The organism is Halorhabdus sp. BNX81 (assembly GCF_029229925.1).
Lineage (GTDB): Archaea > Halobacteriota > Halobacteria > Halobacteriales > Haloarculaceae > Halorhabdus.
Window position 1 is genome coordinate 2472204 of sequence record NZ_CP107254.1, and the last position, 26270, is coordinate 2498473.

Annotated in this window: 31 protein-coding genes; 18 read left to right on the forward strand and 13 right to left on the reverse strand. The window is 64.0% G+C overall.

The genetic code is table 11. The annotated features are described in order from the left end of the window. Positions 1-21: 21 nt before the first annotated feature. The 8 genes from HBNXHr_RS12475 to HBNXHr_RS12510 all read left to right on the forward strand — a co-directional run bounded on the left by HBNXHr_RS12475 (position 22) and on the right by HBNXHr_RS12510 (position 5922). A complete protein-coding gene (locus HBNXHr_RS12475; RefSeq protein WP_275882378.1) occupies positions 22-657 on the forward strand; it encodes a riboflavin synthase in 636 nt (211 codons plus the stop codon). Then, complete coding sequence (gene ribB, locus HBNXHr_RS12480) at positions 654-1892, forward strand: 3,4-dihydroxy-2-butanone-4-phosphate synthase (protein WP_275882379.1); 1239 nt, start codon at positions 654-656, stop codon at positions 1890-1892. Before HBNXHr_RS12475 ends, ribB begins: the two co-directional genes overlap by 4 nt. 51 nt (positions 1893-1943) lie before the next feature. Further along, positions 1944-2420 (forward strand): 6,7-dimethyl-8-ribityllumazine synthase, encoded by a 477-nt coding sequence (gene ribE, locus HBNXHr_RS12485; RefSeq protein WP_275737824.1) that lies wholly within the window; start codon positions 1944-1946, stop codon positions 2418-2420. A 97-nt stretch (positions 2421-2517) separates the two neighbouring features. After that, a complete protein-coding gene (locus HBNXHr_RS12490; protein WP_275882380.1) occupies positions 2518-3336 on the forward strand; it encodes a hypothetical protein in 819 nt (272 codons plus the stop codon). A gap of 75 nt (positions 3337-3411) precedes the next feature. Beyond that, entirely contained in the window at positions 3412-4110 is a 699-nt protein-coding gene (locus tag HBNXHr_RS12495; RefSeq protein ID WP_275882381.1) for a metal-dependent transcriptional regulator, read from the forward strand. Then, positions 4107-4805, forward strand: coding sequence for a TMEM165/GDT1 family protein (locus HBNXHr_RS12500; RefSeq protein WP_275882382.1), 699 nt, complete (start codon positions 4107-4109; stop codon positions 4803-4805). Before HBNXHr_RS12495 ends, HBNXHr_RS12500 begins: the two co-directional genes overlap by 4 nt. A gap of 167 nt (positions 4806-4972) precedes the next feature. After that, positions 4973-5452 carry a metal-dependent transcriptional regulator gene (locus HBNXHr_RS12505; RefSeq protein ID WP_275882383.1) on the forward strand — a complete coding sequence of 160 codons (480 nt, stop codon included), beginning with the start codon at positions 4973-4975 and terminating at the stop codon, positions 5450-5452. 197 nt (positions 5453-5649) lie between these two features. Then, positions 5650-5922, forward strand: coding sequence for a hypothetical protein (locus HBNXHr_RS12510; RefSeq protein WP_275882384.1), 273 nt, complete (start codon positions 5650-5652; stop codon positions 5920-5922). A 230-nt stretch (positions 5923-6152) separates the two neighbouring features. On the opposite strand, the gene HBNXHr_RS12515 is transcribed toward HBNXHr_RS12510, so the two are convergent. Further along, positions 6153-6647, reverse strand: a complete 495-nt coding sequence (locus tag HBNXHr_RS12515; RefSeq protein ID WP_275882385.1) for a CBS domain-containing protein — start codon at positions 6645-6647, stop codon at positions 6153-6155. A gap of 99 nt (positions 6648-6746) precedes the next feature. On the opposite strand from HBNXHr_RS12515, the gene HBNXHr_RS12520 reads away from it, so the two are divergent. Then, positions 6747-7373: a DUF502 domain-containing protein gene (locus tag HBNXHr_RS12520; RefSeq protein ID WP_275882386.1), complete on the forward strand. Its 627-nt coding sequence runs from the start codon at positions 6747-6749 to the stop codon at positions 7371-7373. 17 nt (positions 7374-7390) lie between these two features. Here HBNXHr_RS12520 and HBNXHr_RS12525 read toward each other — a convergent pair whose 3' ends face one another. Together HBNXHr_RS12525 and HBNXHr_RS12530 are read right to left on the reverse strand one after the other, a co-directional pair. Beyond that, entirely contained in the window at positions 7391-8314 is a 924-nt protein-coding gene (locus HBNXHr_RS12525) for a branched-chain amino acid transaminase (RefSeq protein ID WP_275882387.1), read from the reverse strand. A gap of 63 nt (positions 8315-8377) precedes the next feature. Next, positions 8378-9079, reverse strand: coding sequence for a CTP-dependent riboflavin kinase (locus tag HBNXHr_RS12530; protein ID WP_275737802.1), 702 nt, complete (start codon positions 9077-9079; stop codon positions 8378-8380). Positions 9080-9366: 287 nt separating this feature from the next. Here HBNXHr_RS12530 and HBNXHr_RS12535 point away from each other — a divergent pair, with 287 nt between their 5' ends. After that, positions 9367-9657, forward strand: coding sequence for a hypothetical protein (locus HBNXHr_RS12535; protein ID WP_275882388.1), 291 nt, complete (start codon positions 9367-9369; stop codon positions 9655-9657). Between the two features lie 166 nt (positions 9658-9823). On the opposite strand, the gene twy1 is transcribed toward HBNXHr_RS12535, so the two are convergent. From twy1 to HBNXHr_RS12565, 6 genes are all read right to left on the reverse strand, one after another. Beyond that, positions 9824-10816: a 4-demethylwyosine synthase TYW1 gene (twy1, locus tag HBNXHr_RS12540; protein WP_275882389.1), complete on the reverse strand. Its 993-nt coding sequence runs from the start codon at positions 10814-10816 to the stop codon at positions 9824-9826. 78 nt (positions 10817-10894) lie between these two features. Beyond that, a complete protein-coding gene (locus tag HBNXHr_RS12545) occupies positions 10895-11248 on the reverse strand; it encodes a type II toxin-antitoxin system PemK/MazF family toxin (RefSeq protein WP_275882390.1) in 354 nt (117 codons plus the stop codon). Beyond that, complete coding sequence (locus HBNXHr_RS12550; protein WP_275882391.1) at positions 11245-11616, reverse strand: helix-turn-helix domain-containing protein; 372 nt, start codon at positions 11614-11616, stop codon at positions 11245-11247. The genes HBNXHr_RS12545 and HBNXHr_RS12550 overlap by 4 nt, the downstream gene beginning before the upstream one ends. 213 nt (positions 11617-11829) lie before the next feature. Then, positions 11830-12105 (reverse strand): DUF5615 family PIN-like protein, encoded by a 276-nt coding sequence (locus HBNXHr_RS12555; protein ID WP_275737790.1) that lies wholly within the window; start codon positions 12103-12105, stop codon positions 11830-11832. 45 nt (positions 12106-12150) lie between these two features. After that, positions 12151-12381 (reverse strand): DUF433 domain-containing protein, encoded by a 231-nt coding sequence (locus tag HBNXHr_RS12560; RefSeq protein WP_275737788.1) that lies wholly within the window; start codon positions 12379-12381, stop codon positions 12151-12153. Positions 12382-12509: 128 nt separating this feature from the next. Further along, a complete protein-coding gene (locus HBNXHr_RS12565) occupies positions 12510-13544 on the reverse strand; it encodes an NAD(P)-dependent alcohol dehydrogenase (protein ID WP_275882392.1) in 1035 nt (344 codons plus the stop codon). A 160-nt stretch (positions 13545-13704) separates the two neighbouring features. On the opposite strand from HBNXHr_RS12565, the gene argS reads away from it, so the two are divergent. After that, positions 13705-15456 carry an arginine--tRNA ligase gene (argS, locus tag HBNXHr_RS12570; RefSeq protein WP_275882393.1) on the forward strand — a complete coding sequence of 584 codons (1752 nt, stop codon included), beginning with the start codon at positions 13705-13707 and terminating at the stop codon, positions 15454-15456. Positions 15457-15495: 39 nt separating this feature from the next. Here argS and HBNXHr_RS12575 read toward each other — a convergent pair whose 3' ends face one another. Further along, entirely contained in the window at positions 15496-16311 is an 816-nt protein-coding gene (locus HBNXHr_RS12575; protein WP_275737781.1) for an AAA family ATPase, read from the reverse strand. A gap of 260 nt (positions 16312-16571) precedes the next feature. On the opposite strand from HBNXHr_RS12575, the gene prf1 reads away from it, so the two are divergent. Next, positions 16572-17825: a peptide chain release factor aRF-1 gene (gene prf1, locus HBNXHr_RS12580; protein ID WP_275882394.1), complete on the forward strand. Its 1254-nt coding sequence runs from the start codon at positions 16572-16574 to the stop codon at positions 17823-17825. Positions 17826-18029: 204 nt separating this feature from the next. Here prf1 and HBNXHr_RS12585 read toward each other — a convergent pair whose 3' ends face one another. After that, complete coding sequence (locus HBNXHr_RS12585; protein ID WP_275882395.1) at positions 18030-18422, reverse strand: DUF6276 family protein; 393 nt, start codon at positions 18420-18422, stop codon at positions 18030-18032. A 126-nt stretch (positions 18423-18548) separates the two neighbouring features. On the opposite strand from HBNXHr_RS12585, the gene HBNXHr_RS12590 reads away from it, so the two are divergent. From HBNXHr_RS12590 to dpsA, 5 genes are all read left to right on the forward strand, one after another. Further along, positions 18549-19208 (forward strand): RNA ligase partner protein, encoded by a 660-nt coding sequence (locus HBNXHr_RS12590; protein WP_275882396.1) that lies wholly within the window; start codon positions 18549-18551, stop codon positions 19206-19208. Positions 19209-19417: 209 nt separating this feature from the next. Beyond that, positions 19418-20671, forward strand: coding sequence for a Re/Si-specific NAD(P)(+) transhydrogenase subunit alpha (locus tag HBNXHr_RS12595; RefSeq protein WP_275882397.1), 1254 nt, complete (start codon positions 19418-19420; stop codon positions 20669-20671). Positions 20672-20713: 42 nt separating this feature from the next. Next, positions 20714-20995 carry an NAD(P) transhydrogenase subunit alpha gene (locus HBNXHr_RS12600; RefSeq protein ID WP_275737769.1) on the forward strand — a complete coding sequence of 94 codons (282 nt, stop codon included), beginning with the start codon at positions 20714-20716 and terminating at the stop codon, positions 20993-20995. 1 nt (position 20996) lies between these two features. Continuing rightward, positions 20997-22439: an NAD(P)(+) transhydrogenase (Re/Si-specific) subunit beta gene (locus tag HBNXHr_RS12605; RefSeq protein WP_275737767.1), complete on the forward strand. Its 1443-nt coding sequence runs from the start codon at positions 20997-20999 to the stop codon at positions 22437-22439. Between the two features lie 263 nt (positions 22440-22702). Beyond that, positions 22703-23251, forward strand: coding sequence for a DNA starvation/stationary phase protection protein DpsA (gene dpsA / locus HBNXHr_RS12610; protein WP_275882398.1), 549 nt, complete (start codon positions 22703-22705; stop codon positions 23249-23251). 18 nt (positions 23252-23269) lie between these two features. On the opposite strand, the gene truA is transcribed toward dpsA, so the two are convergent. Together truA and HBNXHr_RS12620 are read right to left on the reverse strand one after the other, a co-directional pair. Beyond that, a complete protein-coding gene (gene truA / locus HBNXHr_RS12615; RefSeq protein ID WP_275882399.1) occupies positions 23270-24094 on the reverse strand; it encodes a tRNA pseudouridine(38-40) synthase TruA in 825 nt (274 codons plus the stop codon). A 72-nt stretch (positions 24095-24166) separates the two neighbouring features. After that, positions 24167-25477 (reverse strand): PQQ-binding-like beta-propeller repeat protein, encoded by a 1311-nt coding sequence (locus HBNXHr_RS12620; RefSeq protein ID WP_275882400.1) that lies wholly within the window; start codon positions 25475-25477, stop codon positions 24167-24169. Positions 25478-25582: 105 nt separating this feature from the next. Between HBNXHr_RS12620 and HBNXHr_RS12625 the strand changes: the two genes are divergently transcribed. Continuing rightward, the gene (locus tag HBNXHr_RS12625) at positions 25583-26251 is read left to right on the forward strand and encodes an HAD family hydrolase (RefSeq protein WP_275882401.1); all 669 of its coding nucleotides are present in this window, start codon (positions 25583-25585) and stop codon (positions 26249-26251) included. The last annotated feature ends 19 nt before the right edge of the window (positions 26252-26270 follow it).

Below are 26270 nucleotides of genomic sequence, written 5' to 3' on the forward strand. Positions count from 1 at the left end.
TCCTGCGACACGAGGGGAACGATGTTCACGGGCATAATCGAGGACGTCGGATCCGTCGAGGCCATCGACCGGCGGGCGAACGCGCTCGTCCTGACAGTCCACTCGACGGAACTGACCGACCTCGAACTCGGCGACAGCGTCGCGGTCAACGGCCCGTGTCTCACCGTCGTCGAAATCGACGAGTCGGCCGAGACGTTCACCGTCGAGGTGACGCCCGAGACCTACCGGCGGACCAACCTTCGGGAGCTACAGCCGGGCAGTCCGGTCAACCTCGAGTCGGCGCTGCAGTTGAACGACGGCCTCGACGGCCACCTGGTGACCGGTCATATCGACGGGACCGGCGTCGTGACCGATCTCCGCCGCGAGGAGAAGGCCCGGATCTATTCGATCCGACCGCCGGAGAAATTGTTGCCCTACCTCGCCGAGAAGGGGTCGGTGGCGGTCGACGGCGTCAGTCTGACGGTCGTCGACGTCGATCGGACCTTCAGCGTCTCGATCACCGATTACACGGAAGACGAGACGACCCTCACTGAGACCGGCGTCGGCGACGAGGTCAACCTCGAAGTCGACGTGATCGCGCGGTACGTCGAGCGGTTGGCCGGGGAAAGCGAAGGAGAGACGGACCTCATGCGTAAACTCGAAGAACTCAATCAATGACAGTCATCGAATCGGATCGGGATCGCTCGCGCTTCGACGACATCGAGACCGCGATCGACGCCATCGAGGACGGCGAGATGATCCTGCTGGTCGACGAAAAGAGCCGTGAAGACGAAGGCGATCTGTACGTCCCGGCCGAAGCAGTCACACCGGAGCACATCAACTTCATGCTCAAGCACGGCCGCGGACTGGTCTGTGCGCCGGTCGCCCCGGAGATTACCGACCGCCTCAGCCTCGAACAGATGGTCCCTACCTCGGAGAACACCGAAGAGATGTCCACGCGCTTCACGGTCTCGGTCGACGCTGCTTCGACGGGGACTGGGATCTCGGCGTACGACCGCGCCGAGACGATCCAGGCCCTGGTCGATCCCGAGACCGAGCCGGCTGATCTCGACAAACCGGGGCACATCTTCCCCCTGGAGGCCAAATCCGACGGCGTCCTCGACCGGGAGGGGCACACCGAAGCGGCGGTCGACCTCGCGAGAATCGCCGGCTATCGGCCGGGCGGCGTGATCTGCGAGGTCGTCGACGACGACGGCACGATGGCCCGGGAGGACCGTCTCATGGAGTTTGCAGACGAACACGGGTTGCCGATCGTGACCGTCGCCGACGTCCTCGAATATCGCCACCTGACGGAGACGCTCGTCTCCCGGGAGGTCGACACTCGCCTGCCGACCGAGTTCGGCACCTTCGACATGTACGGGTACGACTACCGCGGGGAAACTCACGTCGCCCTGGTCAACTTCGAGGACGTCGATCCCGCGACCGACCGGCCGCTCGTCCGGATCCACTCGAAGTGTCTGACCGGCGACGCCTTGCACTCCCTGAAGTGCGATTGCGGGTTCCAGCTCGAAGAGACCATGCAGCGCATCAGCGAGGAGGGCGGCGTCCTGTTGTACCTCGATCAGGAGGGACGCGGGATCGGCCTGCTCAACAAGCTCAAAGCCTACGAGTTACAGGAGCACGGCTACGACACCGTCGAGGCTAACGTCGAACTCGGGTTCGAACCCGACGAACGCCGATTCGACGCTGCCGCCCAGATGCTCAGGGACATCGGGCTGGACCGCGTGCGCCTGCTGACGAACAACCCGCGGAAGGCCGCCGCGCTCGAGCGGTTCGACTTCGATGTCGAGATCGACGCCCTGCAGATCGAACCCAACCCCGAAAACGAGGCTTACCTCGAAACCAAAGCCGAAAAGCTCGATCACCAACTCGACGTATTCAACTCCGACTGAAGACGATCGCGCAACGCCACACTTACCACCCGACACAACACTCTACAACCCATGACAGACTACGACGTCACCGAACTGGAAGGCGAACTGGACGCGAGCGGACTGACCATCGGTATCGTCCTCAGCCGCTTCAACGACCTTATCACCGGAAAACTGCTCGACGGCGCGCTCGATACGCTCACCCGTCACGGCGCGAGTGAGGACGACATCGACGTGGCCCGGGTCCCGGGTTCCTTCGAGATCCCGCTCGTCGCAAAGCGAATGGCCGAAAGCGGCGACTACGACGCCGTCATCGCACTCGGTGCGGTCATCCGCGGCGAGACGCCACACTTCGAATACGTCTCCAACGAGGCGACCAAGGGGGTCGCCAAGGCGACCCTGGACACCGATGTCCCGATCTCCTTCGGCGTGCTCACGACCGACACGACCGAGCAAGCGATCAACCGCGCGGGCGTCAAGCAGGGAAACAAGGGCAGCGAGGCCGCCGAGAGCGCCATCGAGATGGCGAACCTCCTCGGCGAGTTCTGAGCTGACGACGCTTTCAGCGTGGAGTCCGCCGGCCAAGAGGAGTTCCCGATAGTGCATCCCACGGATGCTTTTGTCCGGGAATCCCCAATCGGGAGTGATGACAGTCGTTCTCGCAGGCGTCGGCGCGGATCAGTCAAACGTCGGCCGAAACCTCCCGCTGTACGACGACGGGACCTTCGAGTACATCCCGATCCCGGAGAAGACGCCCGAAACCGACGAATCCGAGACGTTCGGGACCTGGCCGCTTCGGAACGGCGGCGTCGCCGCAGATCTCCTCTCGAAGATCCGGCCGGCTCCGGGCCGTGAGGAAGAGTGGGTCACCGATCCCGACCGGATCGCCGACTGGCCACTCCATCGGGATCCGAACTTCGATGCGCTCACCTACGGCGAACACCGCGGCAGCGCCGATCGGCGACAGGGATACGTGCGGCTGCTCGAAGCGCTGGATCCCGGCGATGTCGTCGGGTTCTACGCCGGACTCGCGCCGCCCGGGGGGCATCCACACCGATACCTGATCGGGTATTTCACCGTCGAATCGGTCCTCACGACCGCCGGACGCTCCCCGGCGGAGAAACGGGATCTCCTCGCCGACCATCCCGAAAACGCCCACACCAAGCGGGCCGACGAAGGCACACTCTACTACGATCGGGTCGGTGCCGAGGACAAGTACGTCGCCATCGTCGCGGGCCGCGAGCCCGGCGGCCTCTTCGACCGTGATCCGATTCGCCTCAGCGAGCGCTACGTCAAACCGGGCAACGAGCGCGTCGGATATTACCTCCGCGAGGAGATTGCCGACGAGTGGCACCTGCGTGCACCCGACGCCGATCCCGTCGCACTGACCCGGAAACCAGCCATGTGTTTCGATCTGTCGGGCGGGGCGTTCCGGGATCGCGTCGGGATTCCGGGAACGCGCTAAGACGTATTGCTGATCTCGAACCAAGAAGTTGTCTCCGCCAGACTTAATACTTTGATGCGGCTAAATCCGACAACAATGCAGACCGATGTCATGGAGGACTATCTCAAGGTAATCTATCGGCTCGAGCGCGAGGATGGCACGCCGGTCGGCACGTCGGCCATCGCCGACGCCCTGGACGTGACGGCCCCGACGGCCACACGGATGCTCGAAAAGCTGGCCGACGAGGAGTTGATCGAACGCGAGAAGTACAGCGGCGTCGAATTGACCGAGCACGGGCGGGCGATTGCACTCGAAACGGTTCGTCATCACCGACTGCTGGAGGCGTACCTCGTCGAACACCTCGGCTACGAGTGGGAGGAAGTCCACGACGAGGCCGAGCGGCTGGAACACCACATCAGCGAATCCTTCGAGGAGCGCATCGCCGACCTGCTGGGCCATCCACCGGTCGATCCCCACGGCGAGCCGATCCCGGGCGTGGATCTCGAACCGCCGGCCGCCGCCGACACCCGTCCGCTGTCGGCGTGTGAAGCCGGCGAAACAGTCGTGGTCGCGACCGTCCGGGACCGCGACGAGGAGACCCTGCAGTACCTGGCCGAGAGCGGGATCGTCCCCGGTCGGGAAGTGGCGGTGACCGATGTCACCCCCGTCGACGTCTACGTCCTCGAACACGACGAGGGGACCCAGCATCTCTCGGCAGCGGTCGCCGAGTCCGTCTACGTCGAGACGCCGCCTGCGGAAGGGGAGTCCGTGCCGGAGGAGGTGCCCGGACTATGACGGCGTACCTTGAGATCCTCGTCGTCGCGTTCGGCATGCAACTGGCTGTGCTCCCGGGCGAGAAGGTCCAGTTCATCATCGCCGGCCTCTCGACGCGATACCATCCGCTGGTCGTCGTCTCGGCCGCCGGGACCGCCTTCGCCGGGTGGACCGCCCTGGAGATCGGTTTCGGCAACGCGCTCCAGAACGCGCTTCCCGAGATATATCTCACCGCGTTCACGGCCGGACTGTTCGTGCTGTTCGCTGCGCTGATGATCCGGTCGGCCCCCGACCCCAGTGACTCGACGGCCGAGACCGACGGTGGCGTCACAGAACCGGTCGGTGAACTCGACGTCTCGCTTTTCGGTTACAAGGTACCGGCGTTGCTCGGCGGGTGGCTTCCGATCTTCGCGATGATGGCCGCCGGCGAGTTCGGCGACAAGACCCAGCTCGTGACCATCGGGCTGGCAGCCGACTACGGCGCGACCTCGGCGATCTGGGTCGGGGAGATGTTGGCGATCATCCCGATCAGTCTGCTGAACGCGTACTTCTTCCACCGGTTTGCCCATATGGTCAATCTCCGGAAAGCACACTTCGGCGGCGCGGCGCTGTTTGGCTTTTTCGCCGCGGACAACGTCCTGAAGATCGTGGCCGGCTTCTCGCTGTGGGAAGCGATCATCACGACGGTCTCGACGGCCGTGCTGGCGGCAATGTGAACGAAAGCGGCCGGTCGACCCCGCACTCGGGGCAGTCTCGTGGGCTTCTCACCCGATGATGTTTTCCAGAACCGTTATGCATCTGTCTTTCGTATTTTCATGCTGACTGCTCGACCGGTGGGCAACTCGAACACACGGACGGAACGGTGCGAGAAAAGGGGATACACATGACTCAGACCGGAACCGACGCGACGGACGTATCGCTCGAAGAACTCTCCCGTTCGGTCACGCGGACCGGCGGCAAGTACCTCTGTGGCCTGCTGCAGTGTTCGCTGGCTGATCGTGAACAGGTCGCGACTGGCGATCTCGCCGAATACCTCGACGTGAGCCGGGCAAGCGTCACCGAGATGGTCGAAAAGTTCGGCGATGGCGACCTCGTCGATCACGAACACTACAAGGGAACAACGTTGACCAATACGGGGGAAACTCTCGCGCGCCACCTACAGTGGCGACGCTGTGTAACAGAACAGTTTTTCGAGACCGAACTTGACCTCGACGTCGATGTCGACAACGCCTACCGAATCGGGTTCGAACTCCCCGACGCCGGTGCCAACCGGCTTGCCGAGTTAGTCGACCATCCCTGCGATCGGACATGCCAGGCGACCGAACCCGACGAGTGTGCCAATCTCACGATCGGGTCGGCGTGAATAGCTTGGCGCACCGTCACCCGAACACACCACAGGAGGGGGCGTCTCGACTGTCTGATCCAAACGGAACGAGAGGGCGTTATAAAACGTCTTAGCCGTTTTCTGGCCATGATAAAATGTCATTGAGATACCAATCATCGGGTAAAACGAGCTGAAACGGCCCGAAGGCTCGCCGGGTTATATGGAGGTACCGCGCAATGGGTCAGATACACGCGACGGTGTCCCCGATGTCAAATTCGAACCCCTCACTCGCCGACCACACGCCCCCAACCAGCGCACAGCACGGCAAACGCCGCCTCCTCGAACCCGTCCAGGGCGTCGCGTTCTGGGCGTCGATCGCGCTCCCGTTCGTTCAGGTACCCCTCCTGCTGTCAGGACTGCACGACTGGACCGCGGTGCTGGCCTTTGGTAGCCTGCTCGCCCTCAACGTCCTGACGCTTTACGTCGGCCACACCTACGGCCGCGAGTAACGCGAGCGTGCCGGTCACCTCCATCCCTCCAGCCGGCGTTGGTCTCGCGGACGCCTCCCGGTTATGAGAGATCAGGATGACAACGAACCCGAGAGGCATTGGGATGTCGATGGGCTACCCCAGGTCGCGCCGAGAGCCAGAAAGGCGATACGGGTTCGATAGCGCACGGTCGGCGTTCGATCTAGGGGCACCTACTGGTTTTCATCTCAGGCAGCAGGCGGCGATGCCTTTCAGCGCTCGTTTCGCTCGTCGTCAAGCGCCGTGAGGATGTCCTGGCGAGTCACGATCCCGACCAGTTCGCCGTCTTCGAGGACCGGCAGCCGGTTGATGTTCCGGGATGTGTCGGCCAACAGCCCCAGGAGGTCATCAAGATCCGCGTCGGGGTCGACGGTCACCACGTCTTCGGTCATGACCGTGCTGACCGGTTTGCGGGCGCTTTTGACCATGTCGATGCCGACGTCGAGGTCGTCCCACGACAGATCGAAGCCGTAGGTCCGACTCTCCAGGAACGGCGGGAACCCGATCGGGATCCACAATACTCGATTCGAGGGCTGGAACATGTCGACGAGGTCCTCCTCGGTGACGACGCCGACGACGGCCCCGTCCTCGACGACCGGAAACCCGTTGAAGTCGGCGCGGGCCAGTCGGGTCAGGACGTCGCTGATCTCGTCGTCGGGGGCGACCGTCTCGACAGCGTCGGTCATCACGTCGCGGGCACGGATCATGGTCCGACGCACACGCCCCGAGGCCGTATGCATTCCGGTGAGACGAACCGGAGCGCACAACAGGAAGGCTCATTACGCTCCCGTGACAGGATTTTCACAATGGCCTCGACGTGGAAGCGTGACTTCGCCAGCGGACTGATCGTCATCACGCCGCTTTTGGTCACCGTGATCGTCCTGCTGTGGCTGTACAATCGGCTCGAAGGGATCCCACTGCCGATCGAGCCTGCGCCACTCCGGGTCGTGCTGACGATCGTCGTGTTCGTCCTGCTGGTGTTCGCCGTCGGGTACCTGATGCGGACCGCTGTCGGATCGATTCTCGAGGACGCGATCGACGACCTCATGAACCAGCTGCCGGGGTTGCGCGTGGTCTACAACGCTTCGAAGATGGCAGCCGAAACTGCGCTCTCGGGCACCGACGAACTCCAGGCACCCGTCAAGCTCGAAGTCTGGGACGGGATGCGGATGACCGCGTTCCTGACCGGCAAAACTACCGAAGACGGGCGCGACGTCCTCTTTTTGCCGACGGCACCCAACATCACGACGGGGTTCGTCGTCGAGGTCGAGCCCGAGCGATACACGGAGGTCGACGAGCGTGTCGAGGACGCGCTGACCCGGATTCTCAGTGCCGGCTTCGGTGAAAGCGACGAAAAATCGATTCAGGTCGACGTCGAGGACGTCGTCAGTGAGGTTGGAGAGAGTGACGGCGGAGAGGGCGACGCCGACTGACGCGTCCCGCCCGGAGATCAGACGTACGTGAACCACTCCTCGCGGTCGCCGGACTCGACGACGTCGAAGAACGCCTGCTGGATCTCGTCGGTGACCGGGCCTTTCGTGCCCGGGCCGATCTCAGTGTCGTCGACGCTCCGGATCGGCGTGACCTCCGCCGCCGTCCCCGAGAAGAACAGCTCGTCGGCGGTGTAGAGTTCGCCCCGGGAGATGGTCGCGTCGGCGTGGACCGTATAGCCCCGCTCCTCGGCGAGGTCGATCACCGTCTGGCGCGTGATGCCGTCGAGGTTCGACTCGGCGAGACCGGGCGTGTGAATCTCGCCGTCCCGAACGAGGAAGAGATTCTCGCCAGGGCCTTCGGCGACCTGCCCCTCCTTGTTGAGGAGAATGGCCTCGGTGTAGCCGTTCTCCTCGGCCTCTAAGCTCGCCAGCACGCTGTTGACGTACGGCCCGGTGGTCTTTGCGTTGGTCGGGATCTGGCTGGAGGCGAACTTCCGCCAGGAGGAGATCGCCACGTCGACGCCTTCTTCGAGTGCCTCTTCACCCAGGTACGCGCCCCACGGCCAGACGGCGATGGCGACCTTCACGGGGGCGTCACCGGGGTTCAGCCCGAGCATGTCGTAGCCGTAGAAGGCGATCGGGCGGATGTAACAGGAGGGCAGGTCCTCGCGCTCGATGAGTTCGAGCGTGGCCTCGGTGAGTTCCTCGCGGTCGAAGGGGATCTCCATCCCGTAGGGTTTGGCCGACTGATAGAGCCGATCGAGGTGCTCGTCCCACCTGAAGATCGCCGCGCCGTTGTCGGTGTCGTAGCTCCGGACACCCTCGAAGACGCCCGTCCCGTAGTGGAGTCCGTGCGTGAGGACGTGCACTTGCGCGTCCTCCCAGTCGACGAATTCACCGTCCATCCAGATCGTCCCGACGTCCATGTCCTCGAAACTCATACTCGCGCAAAAGCACCCCTCCGTTAAGAGTGTTCACGGTTCGTGTGGCTCAGGACCGGCCGATCACCGCTCGTGAACGTGGACCGTCACGACATCGCCGTCCTCGACGCCGAGTTCCGTCCTGAGTTGATCGGGGGCGATGATCTCCAGTTCGGCGTCGTCGTAATGCGTCCGCTCGGGCGAGACGACGTGAGCACCCTCGTAGGTGGCGGTATCGCTTTCGAGGGTGATCGGGTAGCAGTACGCCGGGCCATAGGTCCGGTCGCCGTCTTCCCAGCCATCGATCTGGACCGGATCGAGGGCGTTCATCCGCGCCCGGGCGCGGGCACTCCGGTCGTCCAGCGTGAGGTTGAAGGTGCCAGGATATGGCTCGTACCCGAGTTTGTCGACGAACTGTCTATGATACCCCGACAGCGAGACGTAATGGCGACCCTCGCCCATGCCACTCTCGACTGAGCCCGACAGCGTGACGCCGATGCCGTGCTCGAAGATGCGCTGGTACTCGGCGTACTCCTCCTGGAGGAGGCGCTCGCCGTCGTCGGTGACCCGGACCCACTGGCCGTCGCTGACGATCTCCCGGGCGACCAGATCGGCGTCCTCCAGGCGCTGGAGGCGGCGCGAGGCGGTCTGGGTGGAGGCGTCGAGTTTCGACGCGAGGCCGGAGCCGGTGATCTTGGCGTCGCCGTCGACCGCGCCGGCCAGCGCCAGCAGTTTCAGCGTCGCCAGTTCGGCGTATCCGATCGACTCGTCCGGGAGGTCTGCCATCGCCGCCGGCTTGGACGGGATTACGGATAAACACACCGGGAGCGGCGACGGGCGTTCCCACGGACAGGGCTATAGGGATAGAAAAGGAGTCCAGTATTCGCACACGCACCTATTAGGGTACAGTCAGGACGGCCATGCGAGAGATAAGACGTGAATCTCGCATAGAATGTTCTCCAGAAGCTGTCCCCTTCGAGTACTCAGTAAAGGCGAGTAGTGTAGCAGAAAAGGGTGCCGGTCTAGACAAAATATTCACAAGAAATTTATCACGAGATAGTGTACTCTGATTCATGTCCGTGATCGGTCCCCTCCGAGCTGAACCGTCACTCCGTCGCCCGGTTTTCGCTTGCACCGTGTTACTCGCGGTGATCCTGTTCGGCGAACGTATCGTGGTATCCACCCTTGAGGGGATTGTCAACGGTGCAGGCGATTTTCCGCTGTGGCTTCCTCGACTCGGAACGCTCGGAGAGACCTTCGTTTACTATCTGTTATTCTTCGACTTCCTCAAATTCGTCGTACTCCCGATAACGCTCATGTGGATCGCATACGCTTACGGTCGCTACAGTGCGGACCAATCTTGAGGAGCGATCTAACGCTCTATACGCACATCTATCTAGCCGGCTATTTCACTGTTGAAGACGGGTAAAGAAATGTAGCTGTTTGCTGGATACACGCTCTCTACGCAGCACACCGATTTTCGTAGTCCAAGGGCCTGTAACCTTTCTGAGTCAATATGTCTGCTACATCTCACGACCGGCCGCCCTTCGGTGTCCAGTCGGCCGTCGCCCCTTCGTCCCAGAAGTCGCTGTCGGGCGCGAGTTTCTCGACCCAGGTGTCCTCCTCCCGGGCGAGCATCGCGACACGGGAGTCCGTCGACTCCTTGATGACGTCGTGATCGGGCAGGAACTCGCCGACAGCTTCCGTGAAGGCCACCACGTCGTCGTGGTCGGGCATCGCCGTGCGGTCCAGCCGACCACGGGAGTGGCCGACGTGCATGTAGGCCTTCAACTCGTAGAAGTCGACGTCCGCGCGATCCGCCATCGCGGCGTACCACGCCGGCCGATGCATGTTGTAGCCGTCGATCAGCGTCGTCCGGAGGACCGTCCGGGTGTCGTCCTTCGCGGCGAGGACGTCCAGCGTATCGATCAATCGCTCCCAGGCGTCGTCCTCAACCGCCTTGACGACGTCGTCGAACGTCCGGCGGTCCGCGGCGTCGACCGAGACGTACAGCTGGGTGGGATCACACTCCGCCAGCATCTCCGGGTCCGTTCCGTTCGAGACGAGGAAGGTCGTGATCCCGCGATCGTGAAAGGCCTCGATGAGTTCGGGCAGGTGGGGGTACAAGGTGGGCTCGCCGTCGAGGGAAATTGCAACGTGGCGGGGTTCCATGGCCTCCTCGAAGCGCTCGCGCGGAACGTCGTCGTTGCCGCCGTAGCCCGAGAGGAGCTTGCGCTGGAGGTCGATCGAGGCGTCGACGACCGCCTCGGGATCGTCCCAAGCGACGTCGTCGAGTTCGTAGGTGTGGCCGGCGTGATCCCGCCAGCAGAAGACACAGCGCTCGTTACACCGGACGACGGGCGTCATCTGGATGCAGCGATGCGATCGAATGCCGTAGAACGCGTACTTGTAGCACCGGCCCTCGCCCTGGAGTGCGTTGTCGGTCCACCCGCAGGTCTGGGCCGCGGTGTGGCCCTCGCTGTGGTAGTCGGGATCGGTGACCTGGCGGGCGTCGTCAGTCATTGCAGTTCGGTAGTCTATCGAGGCGCAAAAGGGTACGGAAAGCCACAGTCCCGAGATGTAGTCTCCCTTCCGAGTGCCTTACTGGAGTTCGTCGACGAGCGCCGTGACCGCTTCGTCGACGATACCGCTCTCCAGACGGCCCTGCCAGAAGTCGATGTCCTCACTGTCGATCGATTGGACGCCCCACGGGACGATCCGACTCGTCTCCGGTGTCCCGCCACGAATCCAACTGTCCTCGGGGATCTCGATAAGTCCGTCCAGCCAGGATTTCGTGGTCAGCGTCACCGCGATGTACTGCTCGCCGTGGAACGGCCGTCCCTCGTGATTGGAGAGAACGAGCCACGGACGAGCAGCTTCGTCGCCCTTGAACGGATCGTCACCGAAGACGACGTCGCCCCGCTCGAAGATCGGGGCGGCTTCCTTATCAGTCACTGCTCGCTCTCCGTGCTCGGATGGGATTCGCTGGGGGCGTGCTCGCGCCATGCATCCTTCTCCTCCGCACCGAATTGCTCGTTGAACAGGGCAGTCGCTCGCTCGTAGCCACTGTACCCGTCAAGTCGATCGGCATCGTCGGTCACCGCCCAGTACGTCGCCTTGTGTTCGACGAGATCGCGGTCCTTCAATCGCGACAGCGCAGTGCTGACTGCGCCTTTTTCGATCCCCGTTTGAGAAGCGATCTCCTGGGCCTCGAACGCACGGTCCTCGTGCGCAGCGAGGAATCCCAAGACCTGATCGGGGGCGGAGAGCCCCTCGAGTTCCTCCTCGCGTGTGTTCTCGAAGGTTTCCCGATCGATGGACATGGATGAGTGACCGTACGTCGTCGACTGTAAAGAATGTTAGGAGTGAAAGCTATGAAAATGGCGTGAGTGACGACGAACCTATACAGGAAAGCACGCTTCAGGTCGATTGCCGGCCCGTGGCGGTCGGTATGGCGGAACGAGCCGAGGACATCGAGTTCGTCGGATCTCGGAGAGAATTTGTCGAGACCGGCCAGATGGGGACTGCGGTGCGATCTACAGATACTGAATCGATTGATCGTCGTCAGAGCGGTGTTGTAAGTGCTCGTCGACGACTTTCACCACGTCTCCGATCTGTCGTCCAGCCTGTCTGACGTAAATTATTCCAGTGTGCTCCAGTCCTTCGCCCTTGACGAGTGAGAGAAAGTCGTCGTCGAAAGTCAACAGGAGCCAGTCGTTCTCGACGGCGTATCGCAGTTGTTCACGGTCAGGTTCACCGAGCGTTCCCTTCTCTCGCGGTATGGATCGTCCAGCCACGCCGGCGAAGTCCATCAGCGACGGGGATCCACATGCTCTCGTCACAGTACACCGATCGGGTCATGCCGGGGTCGGCTCCGAGGACGGCGATCGGAAGTCCTCGATGTGGTCGTAATAGTACGCCAGCGCTCGGTGGACGTCCGCGAGCGTGAGATCGGGATACAGTTGCGTGATCTCGTCCGGATCGTAGCCGCTGTGTTCGTACGCCGAGGCGATATCCTTCACCCGGATCCCTGTTCCCTCGACCGTCGGCGTGCCATCACTGTGGTCGGGGTCTCGAACGATTCCCATACTGACTCTTTGGACGCTCTGCAACTTCAACTTGCGGTCGCATGGAGTCGCTGACCAGAAGTATGCTGATCCAGTTTTCGAGCTCGTCACTGGTGGCAAGCCCGGTTCTGCTCGTCAACAGCAGCCTACTACTCCCCGATCGAGATCATGCCCTTGATCGCGTCGTCGTCATCGTGGGCGCGCTCGAAGGCTTCCCTGACGTTGGCAAGCGGTTCGGTGAAGTCGGCGATCCACTCGATCTCGGCGGCACCCTCGGCCAGCAGGTCGATCGCCGGGCCATAGCGGTTGGCGTCCCGGAACGAACCCAGCACGTCGAGTTCGTTGGTGATGATCTCTAAGGCGTCGACCTCCACCGTCGCCTCGTCGGCCAGGCCGATCATGACGACCGTGCCGCCGCGACGGGCCGCGTCGATCAGCGCCTCGACGTCGGGTTCTGAGTCGGTCGCCTCGAAGACCACGTCGGCACCCCGGCCGTCGGTGTATTCCTCGACGGTCGCGGCGAAGTCGCCCTCGCGGACGTTGACCGTTGCGTCCGCGCCGTGTTCTTCGGCGCGTTCGAGTTTGCTGTCGACGATGTCGCCGACGATGATATCGGTCGCGCCCGCCGCCCTGGCAGCCTCCATCGTGACCGAGCCGACGGTCCCGCCGCCCAGGATCGCGACGGTGTCGCCGTGGCCGACGCTCCCCCGGCGGGTCGCGTGGAGGCCGACCGCGAAGGGTTCACACAGCGCGCCCTCGACCTGGGAGACGCTGTCGGGGAGAACGTGGGCGAGGTTCGCCGGCCAAGCGACGTACTCCGCGAACGCGCCGTCAAAGGGCGGCGTGGCCATGAAGTCGACGTTCGGACAGAGGTTGTACTCCCCGCGGCGACAGTGCTCGCACGTGCCACAGACGATGCCCGGTTCGAGTGCGACGCGGTCGCCGACGTCGATTCCCTCGACGTCGTCGCCGACCGCGGCAATGACGCCCGCGCTCTCGTGGCCAAGCAGGAGCGGGTCCTCGACGACGTAGTCGCCGATCCTGCCGTGCTCCCAGTAGTGGACGTCGGACTTGCAGATGCCGACGTCGGTCATCTCGACGAGCACCTCGTCGCTCGCCGGCGTCGGTCGCTCGCGCTCCTCGAACTCGAACTCGAGATCTTCAGTGAGGACTGCCGTCTGCATGGCCCGAGATTGCTGGGCCAGCGGTATATAACCCACAGACTACGATCGAACAGGTCACTCGAAGTGTCGTTCGTTCCGATGAACGCCGTACCCTCCGGGATCCGGGCTGCTCGCTTCGCCATCTCGTAATCCCTATGGTCGCCGGTGGAATACCGTGGGTATGTTCCTGACATTCCGCGACGAGGTCGAGGCCGCACTGTCCGAGGCACTCTCGGCGCTCGACCTGCCGACCGACGATCTGGGGATCGAACGCCCCCCGGAAGACGTCCCGGCGGTCCTGGCATCCAGCGCCGCCTATCGACTCGCCGACGTGGCGGGCGCACCGCCACCGAAGATCGCCGCCGACATCGTGGGCGAGATCGACCCAGCCGAGTACGACTACGTGGGAAGCGTCCAGACCCAAGGCCCCTACGTCAACTTCCTGCCGAGCGATCGGTACTTCGAAGGGACGCTCGAAGCCGCCCAGGCAGACGACTACGGCACGCTCGAAGCCACCGGCGACTCCGTCGTCGTCGAGCACACCAGCGCCAACCCGACCGGCCCGGTCCACGTCGGGCGGGCGCGCAACCCCATCGTCGGCGACGCACTGGCTCGTGTCCTCGAATACGCCGGCAACGACGTCGAGCGTCACTACTACGTCAACGACGCCGGCCGCCAGATCGCCGTCTTCACCTGGGCCTACGAGACTTTCGACGAAAGCGACCTCCCCGAACCCGAGCGTGAGTCCCCCGAGTACGAGATGGTCCGGTACTACCGGAAAGCCAACGACTACCTCGAGGAAGCCAGCGAATCGGAGCAGGAAGCCGCCGAGGACGAGATCGGGGCGATCCTCCAGGGCTTAGAGGAGGGCGACGAGGAGACCTACGAGCGCGTGAGCGAGGTCGTCGACACCGTGCTGGGCGGGATGACCGAGACCCTCGGACGGCTGCCCGCCGAGTTCGACGAGTTCGTCAAGGAGACCCGATTCATGCGCGACGGGTCGACCGACGACCTCGTCGATCGCCTCAAGGAACTCGACGCCGCCGTCTTCGAGGAGGACGCCTGGCAACTCGACCTGCCGGACTTCGAGAAGAACCTCGTCTTCCTCCGGTCGGACGGGACCTCGCTGTACACCACACGAGATCTCGCCCACCACGAGTGGAAGTTCGACAACTACGATCGGGCGGTCACGGTGCTCGGCGAGGACCACAAGCTCCAGGCTGATCAACTCTCCTCGACGCTGGAGCTACTCGGTCACGACACCGACCGCCTCCAGCAGGTCTTCTACTCGTGGGTCAACCTGCCCGAGGGCGGCATGAGTACCCGCGAGGGCACGGGTGTCGACCTCGACGACCTGCTCGACGAGGCGATCGATCGTGCTCGCGAGGAGGTCGAGGACCGCCTCGAGGACCGCCAGCGGAGCGACGACCTCGACGGGGCGGACGTCGAGCGCATCGCCCACCAGGTCGGGATCGGGGCCGTCCGGTACGACGTCGTCGCCAAACAGCCGACGAAGGGCATCACCTTCGAGTGGGACCGCGCGCTGGACTTCGAGGCCCAGTCCGCGCCGTACGTCCAGTACGTCCACGCGCGGTGTTGTGGTATCATCGACGAAGGGAAAGACGCCGGCTACGAGGTGCCCGAGACGGTCAGTGCGGCGACGCTCACGACCGACGAGGAGCGGGACCTGCTGCGTGCGATCGCGCGGTTCCCCGGCGTGATCGAGCGGGCGGCCGATGAACTCCGGCCGCACGTCGTCGCGACGTATACCCGCGACATCGCCGAGGCGTTCAACGCCTTCTACCGGGAGTGTCCCGTGCTGGACGCCGACCCGGAGACACGGGCGGCCCGGCTGGCGCTGGTCGCCGCGGCGCGAACGACCGTCGCCAACGCCCTCGACGCGCTGGGTGTCGAGGCACCGGATTCGATGTAAGACAGGTTGGGAGAAGAGATCCCCGCCGGAACGGACGTCTCAGCGACCGAAAACGCCGAAGACGCCGCCGGACTCTTCGTCGTCGGCCTCCTCGCCGTCTTCGTCTTCCTCGTCCTCGGGGAACCAGACGGTGTCCTGTTCGTCGATGGATTTCGCTGGTTCACCGATCAGGACAGCTTCGAGAATCTCGCCGAGCCGTCGGTAGGCCTCCGCCGCGGGGCTGTCGGGGGAGTTCAGCACCAGCGGTTCCTCGGTCGTCGCCTCGGAGTCTTCGGGGACGATGGCGAGCAGGTCCGCCCCGAGATCGTCGGCGACGAGTTCGACGTCTTCCGGGCCGGTCGCCCGCGTCAGGATCGACCCGATGACCTCGCCGTCGACGCGCTCGGCCAACCCCGCGGTCTTGTTCGCGTCGCCGACCGCGACGCTGTCGGGCGTCGTGACCAACAGGACGCTATCGGCCAGCCCCAGCGGGACCGTGGCCTCGTGACTCAGCCCCGCGCCGGTGTCGATCAACACGACGTCGTAGGCGTTACTCAGCGTCTTGATGACCTTCCGAAGTTTGGCGGGATCGGCGTCGGCGAAGGCCTCCAGGCTCTGCTCGCCCGGGACGACCGTCAGCCCACCGGGCGCTTCGGTCAGCGTGTCGCTGACCGCGGCGCGCTCGGCGAGCACCTCGTGGAGACTGCTGTCGTACTCGACGTCGACCATCGCCGCGAGGTTCGCCATGCCGAGGTCGGCATCGACGACGACGACATCGTACCCTGCGTCCTCGAGTGCGACACCGACATTGACGGCTGTCGTCGTCTTCCCGACACCGCCCTTGCCGCCTGCGACAGTAAAGACGTGCCCCGTCATTCGCGTGTTTTGATAGTCACGAGGCAAGCATATAAAGCCCCGCGTCCGTGCAGTTTCCGTGCAGTCGAACTGATCCACGTGTCGGGTGGGGAGACAGTCGCTTGCACCGTCCCGGACGACCCACGCCTACCGGTCAAATGGGACGGCGCACGCAAGCCCGCCGAGTGGGACGACCCACACCTGCCGGCCGAGACGTGCATGCGAGCGGCTGACGGGCGCGGTCAAAGCATACTTACCGGTCATCCGACTAGAGACGCGTAATGAGTAGCCAGGAAGGGCACGGGGAACAGAGTGACCGCCAGAAATACGAGTTCCGGAAAGTGATCGAGGAACTCGAAGACTACGACGGCAGCGGCACCCAGCTGGTGACCATCTACGTACCCGACGACACGCTGATCAGCGACGTGGTGGCCCACGTCACCCAGGAGCACAGCGAAGCGAGCAACATCAAGTCCAAGGACACCCGGACGAACGTCCAGGACGCGCTAAAAAGCATCAAGGACCGACTCCGGTATTACGACAACAAGCCGCCGGAAAACGGCCTCGTGCTGTTCTCCGGAGCCGTCGACACCGGCGGTGGCCGGACGGACATGATCACTCGCGTCCTCGAAAGTCCACCCCAGCCCGTCCAGTCGTTCCGCTATCATTGCGACTCTGATTTCCTGCTCGAACCGCTGGAAGGCATGCTCGAGGACAAGGGCCTGTTCGGCCTGATCGTCCTCGATCGCCGGGAGGCCAACGTCGGCTGGCTCCGGGGCAAGCGCGTCGACCCAGTCAAGTCCGCCTCCTCGCTCGTTCCCGGCAAGCAGCGCAAAGGTGGTCAGTCCGCACAGCGCTTCGCCCGGTTGCGGCTGGAAGCGATCGACAACTTCTACCAGGAGGTCGCGGGCATGGCCAACGACCTGTTCGTCCCCGAGCGCCACGATCTCGATGGCATCCTCGTGGGCGGGCCCTCGCCGACGAAAGACGAGTTCTTAGACGGCGATTACCTCCATCACGAAATCGGCGACATGGTGCTGGGGAAGTTCGACGTCGCCTACACCGACGAGTCGGGACTGCACGACCTCGTCGACGCCGCCGAGGACGTTCTCGCCGAACACGAGATGCTCCAGGACAAGCAGGTCATGGAGCGCTTCTTCAAGGAACTCCACGACGGCGATCTGGCGACCTACGGGTTCGACCAGACCCGCCAGAACCTCATGATGGGGTCGGTCGAACAACTCCTCATCAGTGAGGATCTCCGAAAGGACGCCGTCACCTACGAGTGTCCGAACGGCCACGAGGAACACGAACTCGTCGACCGAAGCACCGAGACCCCGGCACACACCTGTACGACCTGCGGCGAGACCGTCGAGACTGGTGAACGGGAGGACGCCATCGAACACCTGATCTCGATCGCCGAACAGCGCGGGACCGAGACGGTCTTCGTCTCGACGGACTTCGAGAAGGGCGAACAGCTACTGACGGCCTTCGGCGGCGTCGCCGGTATTCTGCGGTACTCGACGGGTATCTGATCGGGTTGCCAGTCGGGAGCGTCGAAAAGTGCCACGTCGGCACGGGGAATGCCGACACGGCGTCGAGACAACGCCAGTGGGTTGGGGATCGGTCGTCGAATGGCGTCTCGGGCGTTCGGTGCGGACGCAGGGTTCTGCCTCCGCACACAACAGTATGGCTTGAGAGTAAGTATACACGATGCCTAACTGATTGGGTACTACAGCTCACAGCAACTGTTCGAGTTGGCGGCGTCGCCCCTCGAGGTCGACCGACGGCTCGACACCGTCGGCGATCGACAGCCGGTCGATCACGAGCAGCGGGTCGACGCCCGCGCGTTCGACGTTCGCGAGCAGCGCCGAGATTTCCTGGCGGTGGATCGCGAGCGAGGAGAGCAACCCGACGACGAGTGCCATCGGGATCGCAGCCTCGGACTCGGCCGGAAAGGAATCGTCGATCCGCCGGAAGTCCGACGACTCCTCGGGCGGGTCGGCGACTGGTCTGAGCTCCAGACAGCGGGGACAGATTGCCGCACCGGGGTCCTCGCCGGGGAGGTACTCCCGCAAGTCGGCTGGAACGGCGAACGCGAGCATCCGGGAACCACATGCCGGACAGTCCATGCCTGACGTACGCGGACCCCGGGCAAAAAGGTACGCCGTGGGGTGACCACGCCCGCCGTGGCAGGGCAGCCCTGACGGTCAGCCGTCGCCGGAGCACATTTGAGGTCAGGGTGAGAAGCGTTCACTATGGCCGAACGTCCGCTGAAGCAGCGATTCGTCCTCGACACGTCGGTGTTCATCACGCCGGAGATCCGGGAGGACGACGAGGACATCGAAGAGGCCGTCGATCGCCTGCTCGACCTCGTCGCGGCGGCGAAACTCGAACACAACATCTCGTGTTACATGCCGCCCTCGATCAACGACGAACTCACGACGATGCTCAGAGATCGGGACGTGAGCACCGAGACGATCGCCAAACTCGACACCTGGGTCATCACCAAGAGTCCGGCCCAGTACGAACTCATGATCCCGGCCGAAATCGTCTATGGATTCATCGACGAGATGAGCGAGCGGGTCAACCGCGGCCTTCGAGTCTCGGAGAAGGCCGTCCGCAAAGCCGAGCAGTCACGCGACGAGCAGGAGACGGACAGCGAACACATGAGCGAGGTCGACCAGGTCATCTCGGATCTCCGGGACGAATATCGGCGGGCACTCCGCCAGGGCGTGCTCGACTCCAGAGAGGACTTCGACCTGTTGATCCTCGCGCGCGAACTCGAAGCCGGCGTCGTCACGGAAGATACCGGCATCATCAACTGGGCCGAGGACTTCGGTCTGCGGTATCTGCGGGGACGGTCGTTCCCGTCGTTACTCGAGGAGTATTTAGCGGCAGGTGAGCGGATCGACTGAGCAATCGTCGCGCCTGCGGGCGATTCTCGATTTGAAATTTGACACTCTCGGTTTCGGTCGGCGTATTATTTGCGAAAGCCATAATACCGCAAAGCCAGTGGCTCCAGTACCGACTACGCTATGGGACGCCATCACGCTATATATCGGCCGACACACACGAACGGGGTCGTACCGGGAGATCGACTACAGCGGAGATCGTCCACCCAGCCATGATCGTGGGCGTACCGACAGCGTCCGGCGATGAAACCCGTGTCGCAGTGGTCCCCGGGGTCGCCGAGGACCTCCTCGAGGATGGTCACGAAGTACTCCTCGAAGCCGGGGCCGGCGAGACCGCCGGGTTCGACGACGACGCCTATCGCGAGGCAGGCTGTGACGTCCTCGACGACCGGGCGGCGGTGTTCGATCGCGCTGACGTCATCTTCGAGGTGGAAGCGTTGGGCGCAATCGAGGACGGGGACGCCACCGTCTATCGCGAGGGACAAACCGTCATCGGGTTACTCGGGCCCTACGACGTCGATGACGACGTTCTGGAGGCACTGGCCGAACGGCAGGTTAGCACGTTCGCGCTCGAACTCATCCCGCGGATCAGCCGCGCCCAGAGCATGGACGCGCTGTCGTCGATGGCCAACCTCGCGGGCTACAAAGCGATGGTGCAGGCCGCGAGCGAACTCGACAAGCTCGTGCCGATGCAGATGACCGCGGCGGGAACCGTCCAGCCCGCCGACGTCTTCGTGATCGGCGCGGGCGTCGCCGGCCTCCAGGCGATCACCACTGCTGACCGACTCGGGGCGTCGGTCCGGGCCTACGACATCCGGCCCGAAGCCGCCGAGGAGATCGAAAGCGTCGGGGCGGACTTCGTCGAACTCGATGTCCACGCCGACGACGCCGCCGACGAGGAAGGTCACGCCCAGGAGATGGACGAAGAGTTCTACCGGAAACAGCGCGCCCAACTCGCCGAGGTCGTCGCCGAGGCCGATGTCGTCATCACGACGGCGGCGATCCCGGGTGGACCGGCCCCCCGGCTCGTCACTGAAGACGCCGTCGCCGCAATGGATCACGGCTCCGTCATCGTCGACCTGGCCGCCGACGGCGGGGGCAACTGCGACGTCACCCAACCCGACGAACGAGTCGAGTACGAAGGGGTCACGGTCTTTGGGCCGACGAACCTGCCCTCGACGCTGCCCCGGACGGCGAGTGAGCTGTACGCCAACAATCTCCGGAATCTCTTCGAGCTTCTGGTCGAGGAGGGCGAGTTGACGATCGACATCGACGACGAGATCGTCGACGCGACGCTGCTCACCCACGACGGAACGGTCAGAGCCCCCCACGAGGACGATAGCGAGTCCGACGGGGGCGATTCGAGTGACGGCGGGGAGGAGGCCACCGACGCGGACGACGAGCACGGTGACGACACGAATGGAGACAGACAGAACCAAACGACCGATGGAGGGAACGATGCGTAAGTCACCCCGCGGCGGGACAGCCCACACAAGGAGGGCAGAGCCATGAGTCTCGTCACCAACCTTACGCTGTTCGTGCTCGCGGCCTTCCTGGGCTATGAGATCATCACCCAGATCCCGACGAACCTCCACACGCCGCTGATGTCAGGCTCGAACGCCATTTCGGGGATCACGCTGCTGGGCTCAGTGCTGGTCGCCGGCTCGGGCGAGACCACGCTGGCGACCGTCCTTGGCTTTCTGGCGGTCGTGATGGCGACGATCAACGTCGTCGGCGGCTATCTCGTGAGTCACTTCATGCTCGCGGAGTTCAACCAGGGTGGTCGCTGAGATGGCCGACGGTGTTCTCGGGAGTCTCCCGCCGGCGGCGATCGAACTCGCGTATCTGGCCGCAGCGATCCTGTTCATCCAGGGGCTGCGGGACATGACCCACCCGCGGACGGCGGCCCGTGGGAATCAGCTCTCCTCGGGCGGGATGTTCCTGGCCGTCCTCGCGACGGTGCTTTACTTCGAGATCGTCTCGCCGCTGTTGCTGGCCGCAGCGCTCCTGATCGGCGGGTCGATCGGCGTCTGGCTCGCCGTCAGCGTCGAGACCACGGAGATGCCACAGCTGGTCGGGCTGTTCAACGGGTTCGGCGGCGGGGCCTCGGCAGTGGTCGCCGGGGCCGAACTGGTCGACACCGTCGATCCCGCGACAACTGCATCCCTCTCGGCCGATCTGACGGTCTCGGCGGCAATCGCCGGCATCATCGGGTCGGCGACGCTGTTCGGCAGCCTTATCGCCGCCGGAAAGCTCCACGGCATGGTCGGCGACCCGCCTCTCAGCGGGACGGCCGGCCAGGCACTCCAGGGACTCTTCCTGCTCGGGGCCGTCGTCGCCGGCGGGTTCCTGGTGGTCCAGACCGGAATCCTTGGGGGCGATCCGTTGACAACGTGGCTCCCCTCCTACTGGGTGCTGGTAGCCGCGGCGTCGGTGTTCGGCATCGTCTTGGTGTACCCGATCGGCGGCGCGGACATGCCGGTCGTGATCGCCCTGTTGAACTCGATGTCCGGGCTCGCGGCGGCGACCACCGGGTTCGTGCTGGACAACACGGCGCTGATCGTCGCGGGGACCCTGGTCGGCGCGGCCGGGCTCATCCTCACGTTCATCATGTGTGAGTCGATGAACCGCCCGCTACTGGACGTCCTCTTCGGGACCATGGGCGGCGACGACGAAGATGTCGAAGACATCTACGAAGGCAACATCACCGAGACCTCGCCCGAAGAGGTCGAAATGCTGCTCGAAGTCGCCGAACGGGTCGTCGTCGTCCCGGGCTACGGGATGGCCGTCGCCCAGGCACAACACGCCGTCGCGGAACTCGCGGAACTCTTAGAGGAGGACGGCGTCGACGTCGAGTTCGGCATCCACCCCGTCGCGGGCCGGATGCCGGGGCACATGAACGCGTTGCTGGCAGAAGCTGACGTGCCCTACGACAAGATGCGGGAACTCGAAGAGATCAACCCGAAATTCTCCCAGACCGACCTGGTGATCGTCACCGGGGCCAACGACGTGGTCAACCCCTCGGCCAACGAAGACGAGAACAGCCCGATCGCGGGCATGCCCGTGCTGGAAGTCTGGGACGCCGGGACCGTCGTGGTCAACAAGCGCAGCCTGAGTTCCGGCTTCGCTGGCATTCCGAACCCCCTGTTCGCGAAGGACAACACGAGTATGCTGTTTGGCGACGCCCAGGCGTCGATGCAGGACCTCGTCAGCGCGTACAAGGAAAACCGGTAGCTAGCGCCTCCTCATCGGTGGCGTCCCCTTCGCTCACACATCGATCGCTCCCCAGTTTCGTTCGCACCGAGTTCTTCCCGTCCGTAGTCGTCCGTCCAGTCGATCAAACGGCATCCGACCTCCACGAACGACCAACTGGCCCAAACGAAACCACCGCCTTGCCAAATAAATTATCCATTACGGAAAGAGATAGATCCAAATCGACAAAATATGATTGCGTGTTCGGGAACCTTTAAGTAGTTCCCACCAGTACGTTGTCGTGTATGAGCCAGAGCGAGCACGTACTCAAGACGGCAGGCGAGGTCGAAGGATCCGACGGACTGCGAATGGACGCGGATCGCGCCGAGGAGATCGTCGACGCACTGAACACGGACCTGGCAGCGACGTACGTCCTCTATCACCAGCTTCGCAAGCACCACTGGAACGTCGAGGGCGCGGAGTTCCGTGACCTCCATCTGTTCCTTGGCGACGCGGCCGAGAACGCCGAGGCCTTCGCCGACGAACTCGCCGAGCGTGTCCAGGCACTGGGTGGGGTGCCCCACGCCAGCGGCGCGACGCTGGAGGCCGAGTCCCCCGTCGAACCGGAAGACGAGAACGTCTACGACATCCGGACCTCTCTCGAAAACGATCTGGAGATGTACGGCGACATCATCGAGACCCTCCGGGAGCACGTCGAGCTGTTCGACAACCTCGGCGACCCGACCACGGCGGAGATCATCCGCGAGAACATCGTCACCGTCGAGGAGGACGCCCACCACATCGAGCACTACCTCGAGGACGACACGCTGGTCACCGCCGACGCGATGGAGTAACGCGGCGCTGCGTTTCAGTCACTGATCGATCCCGTCGGCGATCGTCGACGCGACCCGGGCGTTCGTCCGGTGGTCGATCGCTTTTGTCTCGAAGATTGCACGCGCACTCGCGAGTGCTGACTCGTCGCGTTCGAAGGAGAGACCCGGGTACTCGACAGCGGTCAGGACGAGCGCTTCGGGCGCAGCCGGCGCGACGCCCGCGGGCCCCTCAACCGGGTCGTCCCCGAGCAGCCGCTCGATCCGGTCGGTCCCGGCCGCCCCGCTGGCGACGGCGTCGATGACGGTGACGGCCCGTCGGACGAACTGTCGGGGGAACCCGTCAGCGCGGAGCGTGACGACCAGGAAGTCCCCTTCTCGCCGTAGATCCCCGGAGAGATCCCGGACGGTCCCCGTGTCGTCGGGCGTGAAGTTGTGAAAGTCGTGTTCGCCGGTGAGGGCGTCGAGTGCCTCTTTCGCCCGCGACAGCGAGGCGTCCGGCGCGTGGAGGTGATAGGTGTACTCGCGGGCGACGGCGTCGTGGGTTGCGTGAAACTCGGCGGGAGCCTCGGCGCTCGCCCAGGCACGGACGTCGGCCGGGAGTTCGCTGTTGAGCGCCGCCGGCGAGAGCCACTCCGGGCAGTCGAAGGCGACGGTCTGGGCGAGCGCGGAGACGCCGGCGTCAGTCCGTCCGGCAGCGGCGTATCCCGGCGGAACATCGTTTGCGGACGTATCGAAGACTTCGAGATCGGCGAGCGCGTCGAGGATCGCGTCCGAGACGGTCGCCACGTCGGGCTGGCGCTGGAAGCCGTGGAACGGGCGGCCGTCGTAGGCGATCCGGAACGCCCGTCGCGAAACGTCGGTCACGGGTCGAGTTCGACGGAGCGGACCCTTCGAGGTTTCGACACCGTCTTCCCTCCCGTGGGCGTCGCCGGCATCTCAAGGGTCGTTCGTCGAATCGGATCGTCCGCTGTTCGCTGAAACCATCCGATGGACGCCGTACCCGCCGACGCCGGCGAACAGTGCCAGTCCCCCCACGACGGGGATCGAGACGTCGAAACCACCACCAGAATCCTCATCGAGCGCGTAGACGTGTCCATCGGGGCTTCCGATGTAGACGCTGCCATCGGCAACGACCGGCGAGGAGTAGTGGATATCAATCGACCCGACAGTCCAGCGTTCCGTCCCGTCAGTCCCGTCAAGGGCATACAGCGTCGACTCGACGTTCCCGACGTAGACAGTGTCGTCCGCGACGGCCGGTGCCGTATTGACAGTTCTCCCCGTCCGGTAGGACCACTCCTCGTGAACCTTGCTCGCATCGATCGCGTAGACGTGTTTGTCCCCCGAACCGACGTACACCGTCCCGTCCGCGACGGCCGGCGACGACCAGATCCATCTGCCCGTCCGGTAGGTTCGCTCCTCGCCCGTCTGGAACGTCCACTGCTCCGTGCCATCGTCAGCGTCGATCGCATAGACGGCCCCCCTGTCGCCACCGATATAGACGACCCCGTCGGCGACTGCCGGCGACGACGCACGGATTCCGCCCTCGGGTTCGAACTCCCATCGGCGTGTGCCGTCTTCGGTATTGATCGCATAGAGGCGATAATCGCTGGCGACGTAGACAGTCCCGTTGCGGACGGCCGGTGACCCGGACGGTCCTGCTCTCGTTCCCGTTCCGTACGTCCACTGCTCGACCCCGCTGGCGGCGTCGATAGCGTACAGCAGCCGGTACTTGCTGCCGATAAAGAGCGTCCCATCGGCGAGGACTGGCGAACAGCGGACACTATATGGGGTTTCAAACGTCCAGACTTCGGTGCCGTCCGTCGCGTCGACAGCGTAGACGTTCCCGTCAGTACTTCCGAAATAGACGACCCCATCCGCGACTGTGGGCGAGGAATAGATGTTCAGTTCGGTCTGGAATGTCCATTCCTGGGAGCCGTCCGCAGCATCGAGGGCGTACATCTGTCCATCGGCGCTGCCGACGTAGACCGTCCCGTCGACGACCGCCGGGGCCGACTCGTAGTAGTGCCCCTCGATATCGGCCCGCCAAGCCACGCCGGCGCGTTCGGTCGGTCCTGTATGCCCGCGAGCGTGGCCCGTGTTCCCGTTGTCGTATCCGAGCTGCCCCCAGTCCTCCCCAGTAGTGTCCGCTGTCCCATCGGAGGCGGTGGTCGAACCGATTTCGGTCACTCCGAGCCCTGCGATCGTCTGTAGATATTGCCGTCGAGTGGGGACCATCAGCTGTTTCATCTCCCCCAAAGATCGTGCCCGTTGAAATAATTTCTGACTAACATTTCGGCCTGCAACGCACGGATTCCGGGGGATATTTCGCTTTGACGCACGGATCACCGAGCGATGAACGTCGGCTTCGACCTCGACGGCGTCCTCCTGGACTCGGCGGCCGATCTCGCGTGGCTCGACCGCGGACTCGACGCCGCGTTGGCCGAACTCGACATCGAACAGACCGAGTCCAACCGGCGAAAACTCTACCCCGACGCGCTGGCTGACCTCGAAGCCGTCGCTACCGAGTTCGATGTCGAACCGGACCGCCTGTGGGCGGCACGAACCCGCAACTACACCGAGGCGAAGATCACAGCCATCCAGTCCGGCGAACTCATGCCCTTCGAGGACCTCGACGCCATCGAGCGCGTGACCGACGAAACGCTGTTCTGCGTGAGTAACTCCCCCCAGGAAGTCGTCGAGGCGTTCCTCGAAACCACGGGCTACGACGAGGCGTTCGACGTGGCTGTCGGTCGCGGGCAATCACGGAAAGCACTCGATCGACTCAAGCCCGATCCGGCGATGTTCGAGCCGGTCGCCGACGCGCTGGGCGAGGGCGAGTACGTCTACGTCGGCGACCGCGACAGCGACCGCGAGTTCGCCGCCCGGACCGGCATGGGCTACGTCCATCTCGATCGTCGCGAGCGGACGCTCGCCGAGGCGGTCGAGACGATCGAAGACGAGGCCTGGGAGTCCCCCAACGGTACAGCGGTAGACGCGGAGTCGACGCCCGAATCGAGGTGAAGGATTTTGGGCCGGCAGT

Excerpts from the sequence above, each read along its gene's own strand:
- HBNXHr_RS12500 (WP_275882382.1), top strand. The coding sequence starts at position 4,107 with ATGACGGCGTACCTTGAGATCCTCGTCGTCGCGTTCGGCATGCAACTG.
- HBNXHr_RS12520 (WP_275882386.1), top strand. The coding sequence starts at position 6,747 with ATGGCCTCGACGTGGAAGCGTGACTTCGCCAGCGGACTGATCGTCATC.
- HBNXHr_RS12530 (WP_275737802.1), bottom strand. The coding sequence starts at position 9,079 with ATGGCAGACCTCCCGGACGAGTCGATCGGATACGCCGAACTGGCGACG.
- HBNXHr_RS12495 (WP_275882381.1), top strand. The coding sequence starts at position 3,412 with ATGCAGACCGATGTCATGGAGGACTATCTCAAGGTAATCTATCGGCTC.
- prf1 (WP_275882394.1), top strand. The coding sequence starts at position 16,572 with ATGAGTAGCCAGGAAGGGCACGGGGAACAGAGTGACCGCCAGAAATAC.
- ribB (WP_275882379.1), top strand. The coding sequence starts at position 654 with ATGACAGTCATCGAATCGGATCGGGATCGCTCGCGCTTCGACGACATC.
- HBNXHr_RS12475 (WP_275882378.1), top strand. The coding sequence starts at position 22 with ATGTTCACGGGCATAATCGAGGACGTCGGATCCGTCGAGGCCATCGAC.
- HBNXHr_RS12550 (WP_275882391.1), bottom strand. The coding sequence starts at position 11,616 with ATGTCCATCGATCGGGAAACCTTCGAGAACACACGCGAGGAGGAACTC.
- HBNXHr_RS12585 (WP_275882395.1), bottom strand. The coding sequence starts at position 18,422 with ATGGACTGTCCGGCATGTGGTTCCCGGATGCTCGCGTTCGCCGTTCCA.
- HBNXHr_RS12560 (WP_275737788.1), bottom strand. The coding sequence starts at position 12,381 with ATGGGAATCGTTCGAGACCCCGACCACAGTGATGGCACGCCGACGGTC.
- HBNXHr_RS12555 (WP_275737790.1), bottom strand. The coding sequence starts at position 12,105 with ATGGACTTCGCCGGCGTGGCTGGACGATCCATACCGCGAGAGAAGGGA.
- HBNXHr_RS12625 (WP_275882401.1), top strand. The coding sequence starts at position 25,583 with ATGAACGTCGGCTTCGACCTCGACGGCGTCCTCCTGGACTCGGCGGCC.
- HBNXHr_RS12510 (WP_275882384.1), top strand. The coding sequence starts at position 5,650 with ATGGGTCAGATACACGCGACGGTGTCCCCGATGTCAAATTCGAACCCC.
- twy1 (WP_275882389.1), bottom strand. The coding sequence starts at position 10,816 with ATGACTGACGACGCCCGCCAGGTCACCGATCCCGACTACCACAGCGAG.
- HBNXHr_RS12575 (WP_275737781.1), bottom strand. The coding sequence starts at position 16,311 with ATGACGGGGCACGTCTTTACTGTCGCAGGCGGCAAGGGCGGTGTCGGG.
- argS (WP_275882393.1), top strand. The coding sequence starts at position 13,705 with ATGTTCCTGACATTCCGCGACGAGGTCGAGGCCGCACTGTCCGAGGCA.
- HBNXHr_RS12515 (WP_275882385.1), bottom strand. The coding sequence starts at position 6,647 with ATGATCCGTGCCCGCGACGTGATGACCGACGCTGTCGAGACGGTCGCC.
- HBNXHr_RS12490 (WP_275882380.1), top strand. The coding sequence starts at position 2,518 with ATGACAGTCGTTCTCGCAGGCGTCGGCGCGGATCAGTCAAACGTCGGC.
- HBNXHr_RS12620 (WP_275882400.1), bottom strand. The coding sequence starts at position 25,477 with ATGAAACAGCTGATGGTCCCCACTCGACGGCAATATCTACAGACGATC.
- HBNXHr_RS12590 (WP_275882396.1), top strand. The coding sequence starts at position 18,549 with ATGGCCGAACGTCCGCTGAAGCAGCGATTCGTCCTCGACACGTCGGTG.
- HBNXHr_RS12535 (WP_275882388.1), top strand. The coding sequence starts at position 9,367 with ATGTCCGTGATCGGTCCCCTCCGAGCTGAACCGTCACTCCGTCGCCCG.
- HBNXHr_RS12605 (WP_275737767.1), top strand. The coding sequence starts at position 20,997 with ATGGCCGACGGTGTTCTCGGGAGTCTCCCGCCGGCGGCGATCGAACTC.
- ribE (WP_275737824.1), top strand. The coding sequence starts at position 1,944 with ATGACAGACTACGACGTCACCGAACTGGAAGGCGAACTGGACGCGAGC.
- HBNXHr_RS12505 (WP_275882383.1), top strand. The coding sequence starts at position 4,973 with ATGACTCAGACCGGAACCGACGCGACGGACGTATCGCTCGAAGAACTC.
- HBNXHr_RS12595 (WP_275882397.1), top strand. The coding sequence starts at position 19,418 with ATGATCGTGGGCGTACCGACAGCGTCCGGCGATGAAACCCGTGTCGCA.
- HBNXHr_RS12565 (WP_275882392.1), bottom strand. The coding sequence starts at position 13,544 with ATGCAGACGGCAGTCCTCACTGAAGATCTCGAGTTCGAGTTCGAGGAG.
- HBNXHr_RS12525 (WP_275882387.1), bottom strand. The coding sequence starts at position 8,314 with ATGAGTTTCGAGGACATGGACGTCGGGACGATCTGGATGGACGGTGAA.
- dpsA (WP_275882398.1), top strand. The coding sequence starts at position 22,703 with ATGAGCCAGAGCGAGCACGTACTCAAGACGGCAGGCGAGGTCGAAGGA.
- HBNXHr_RS12600 (WP_275737769.1), top strand. The coding sequence starts at position 20,714 with ATGAGTCTCGTCACCAACCTTACGCTGTTCGTGCTCGCGGCCTTCCTG.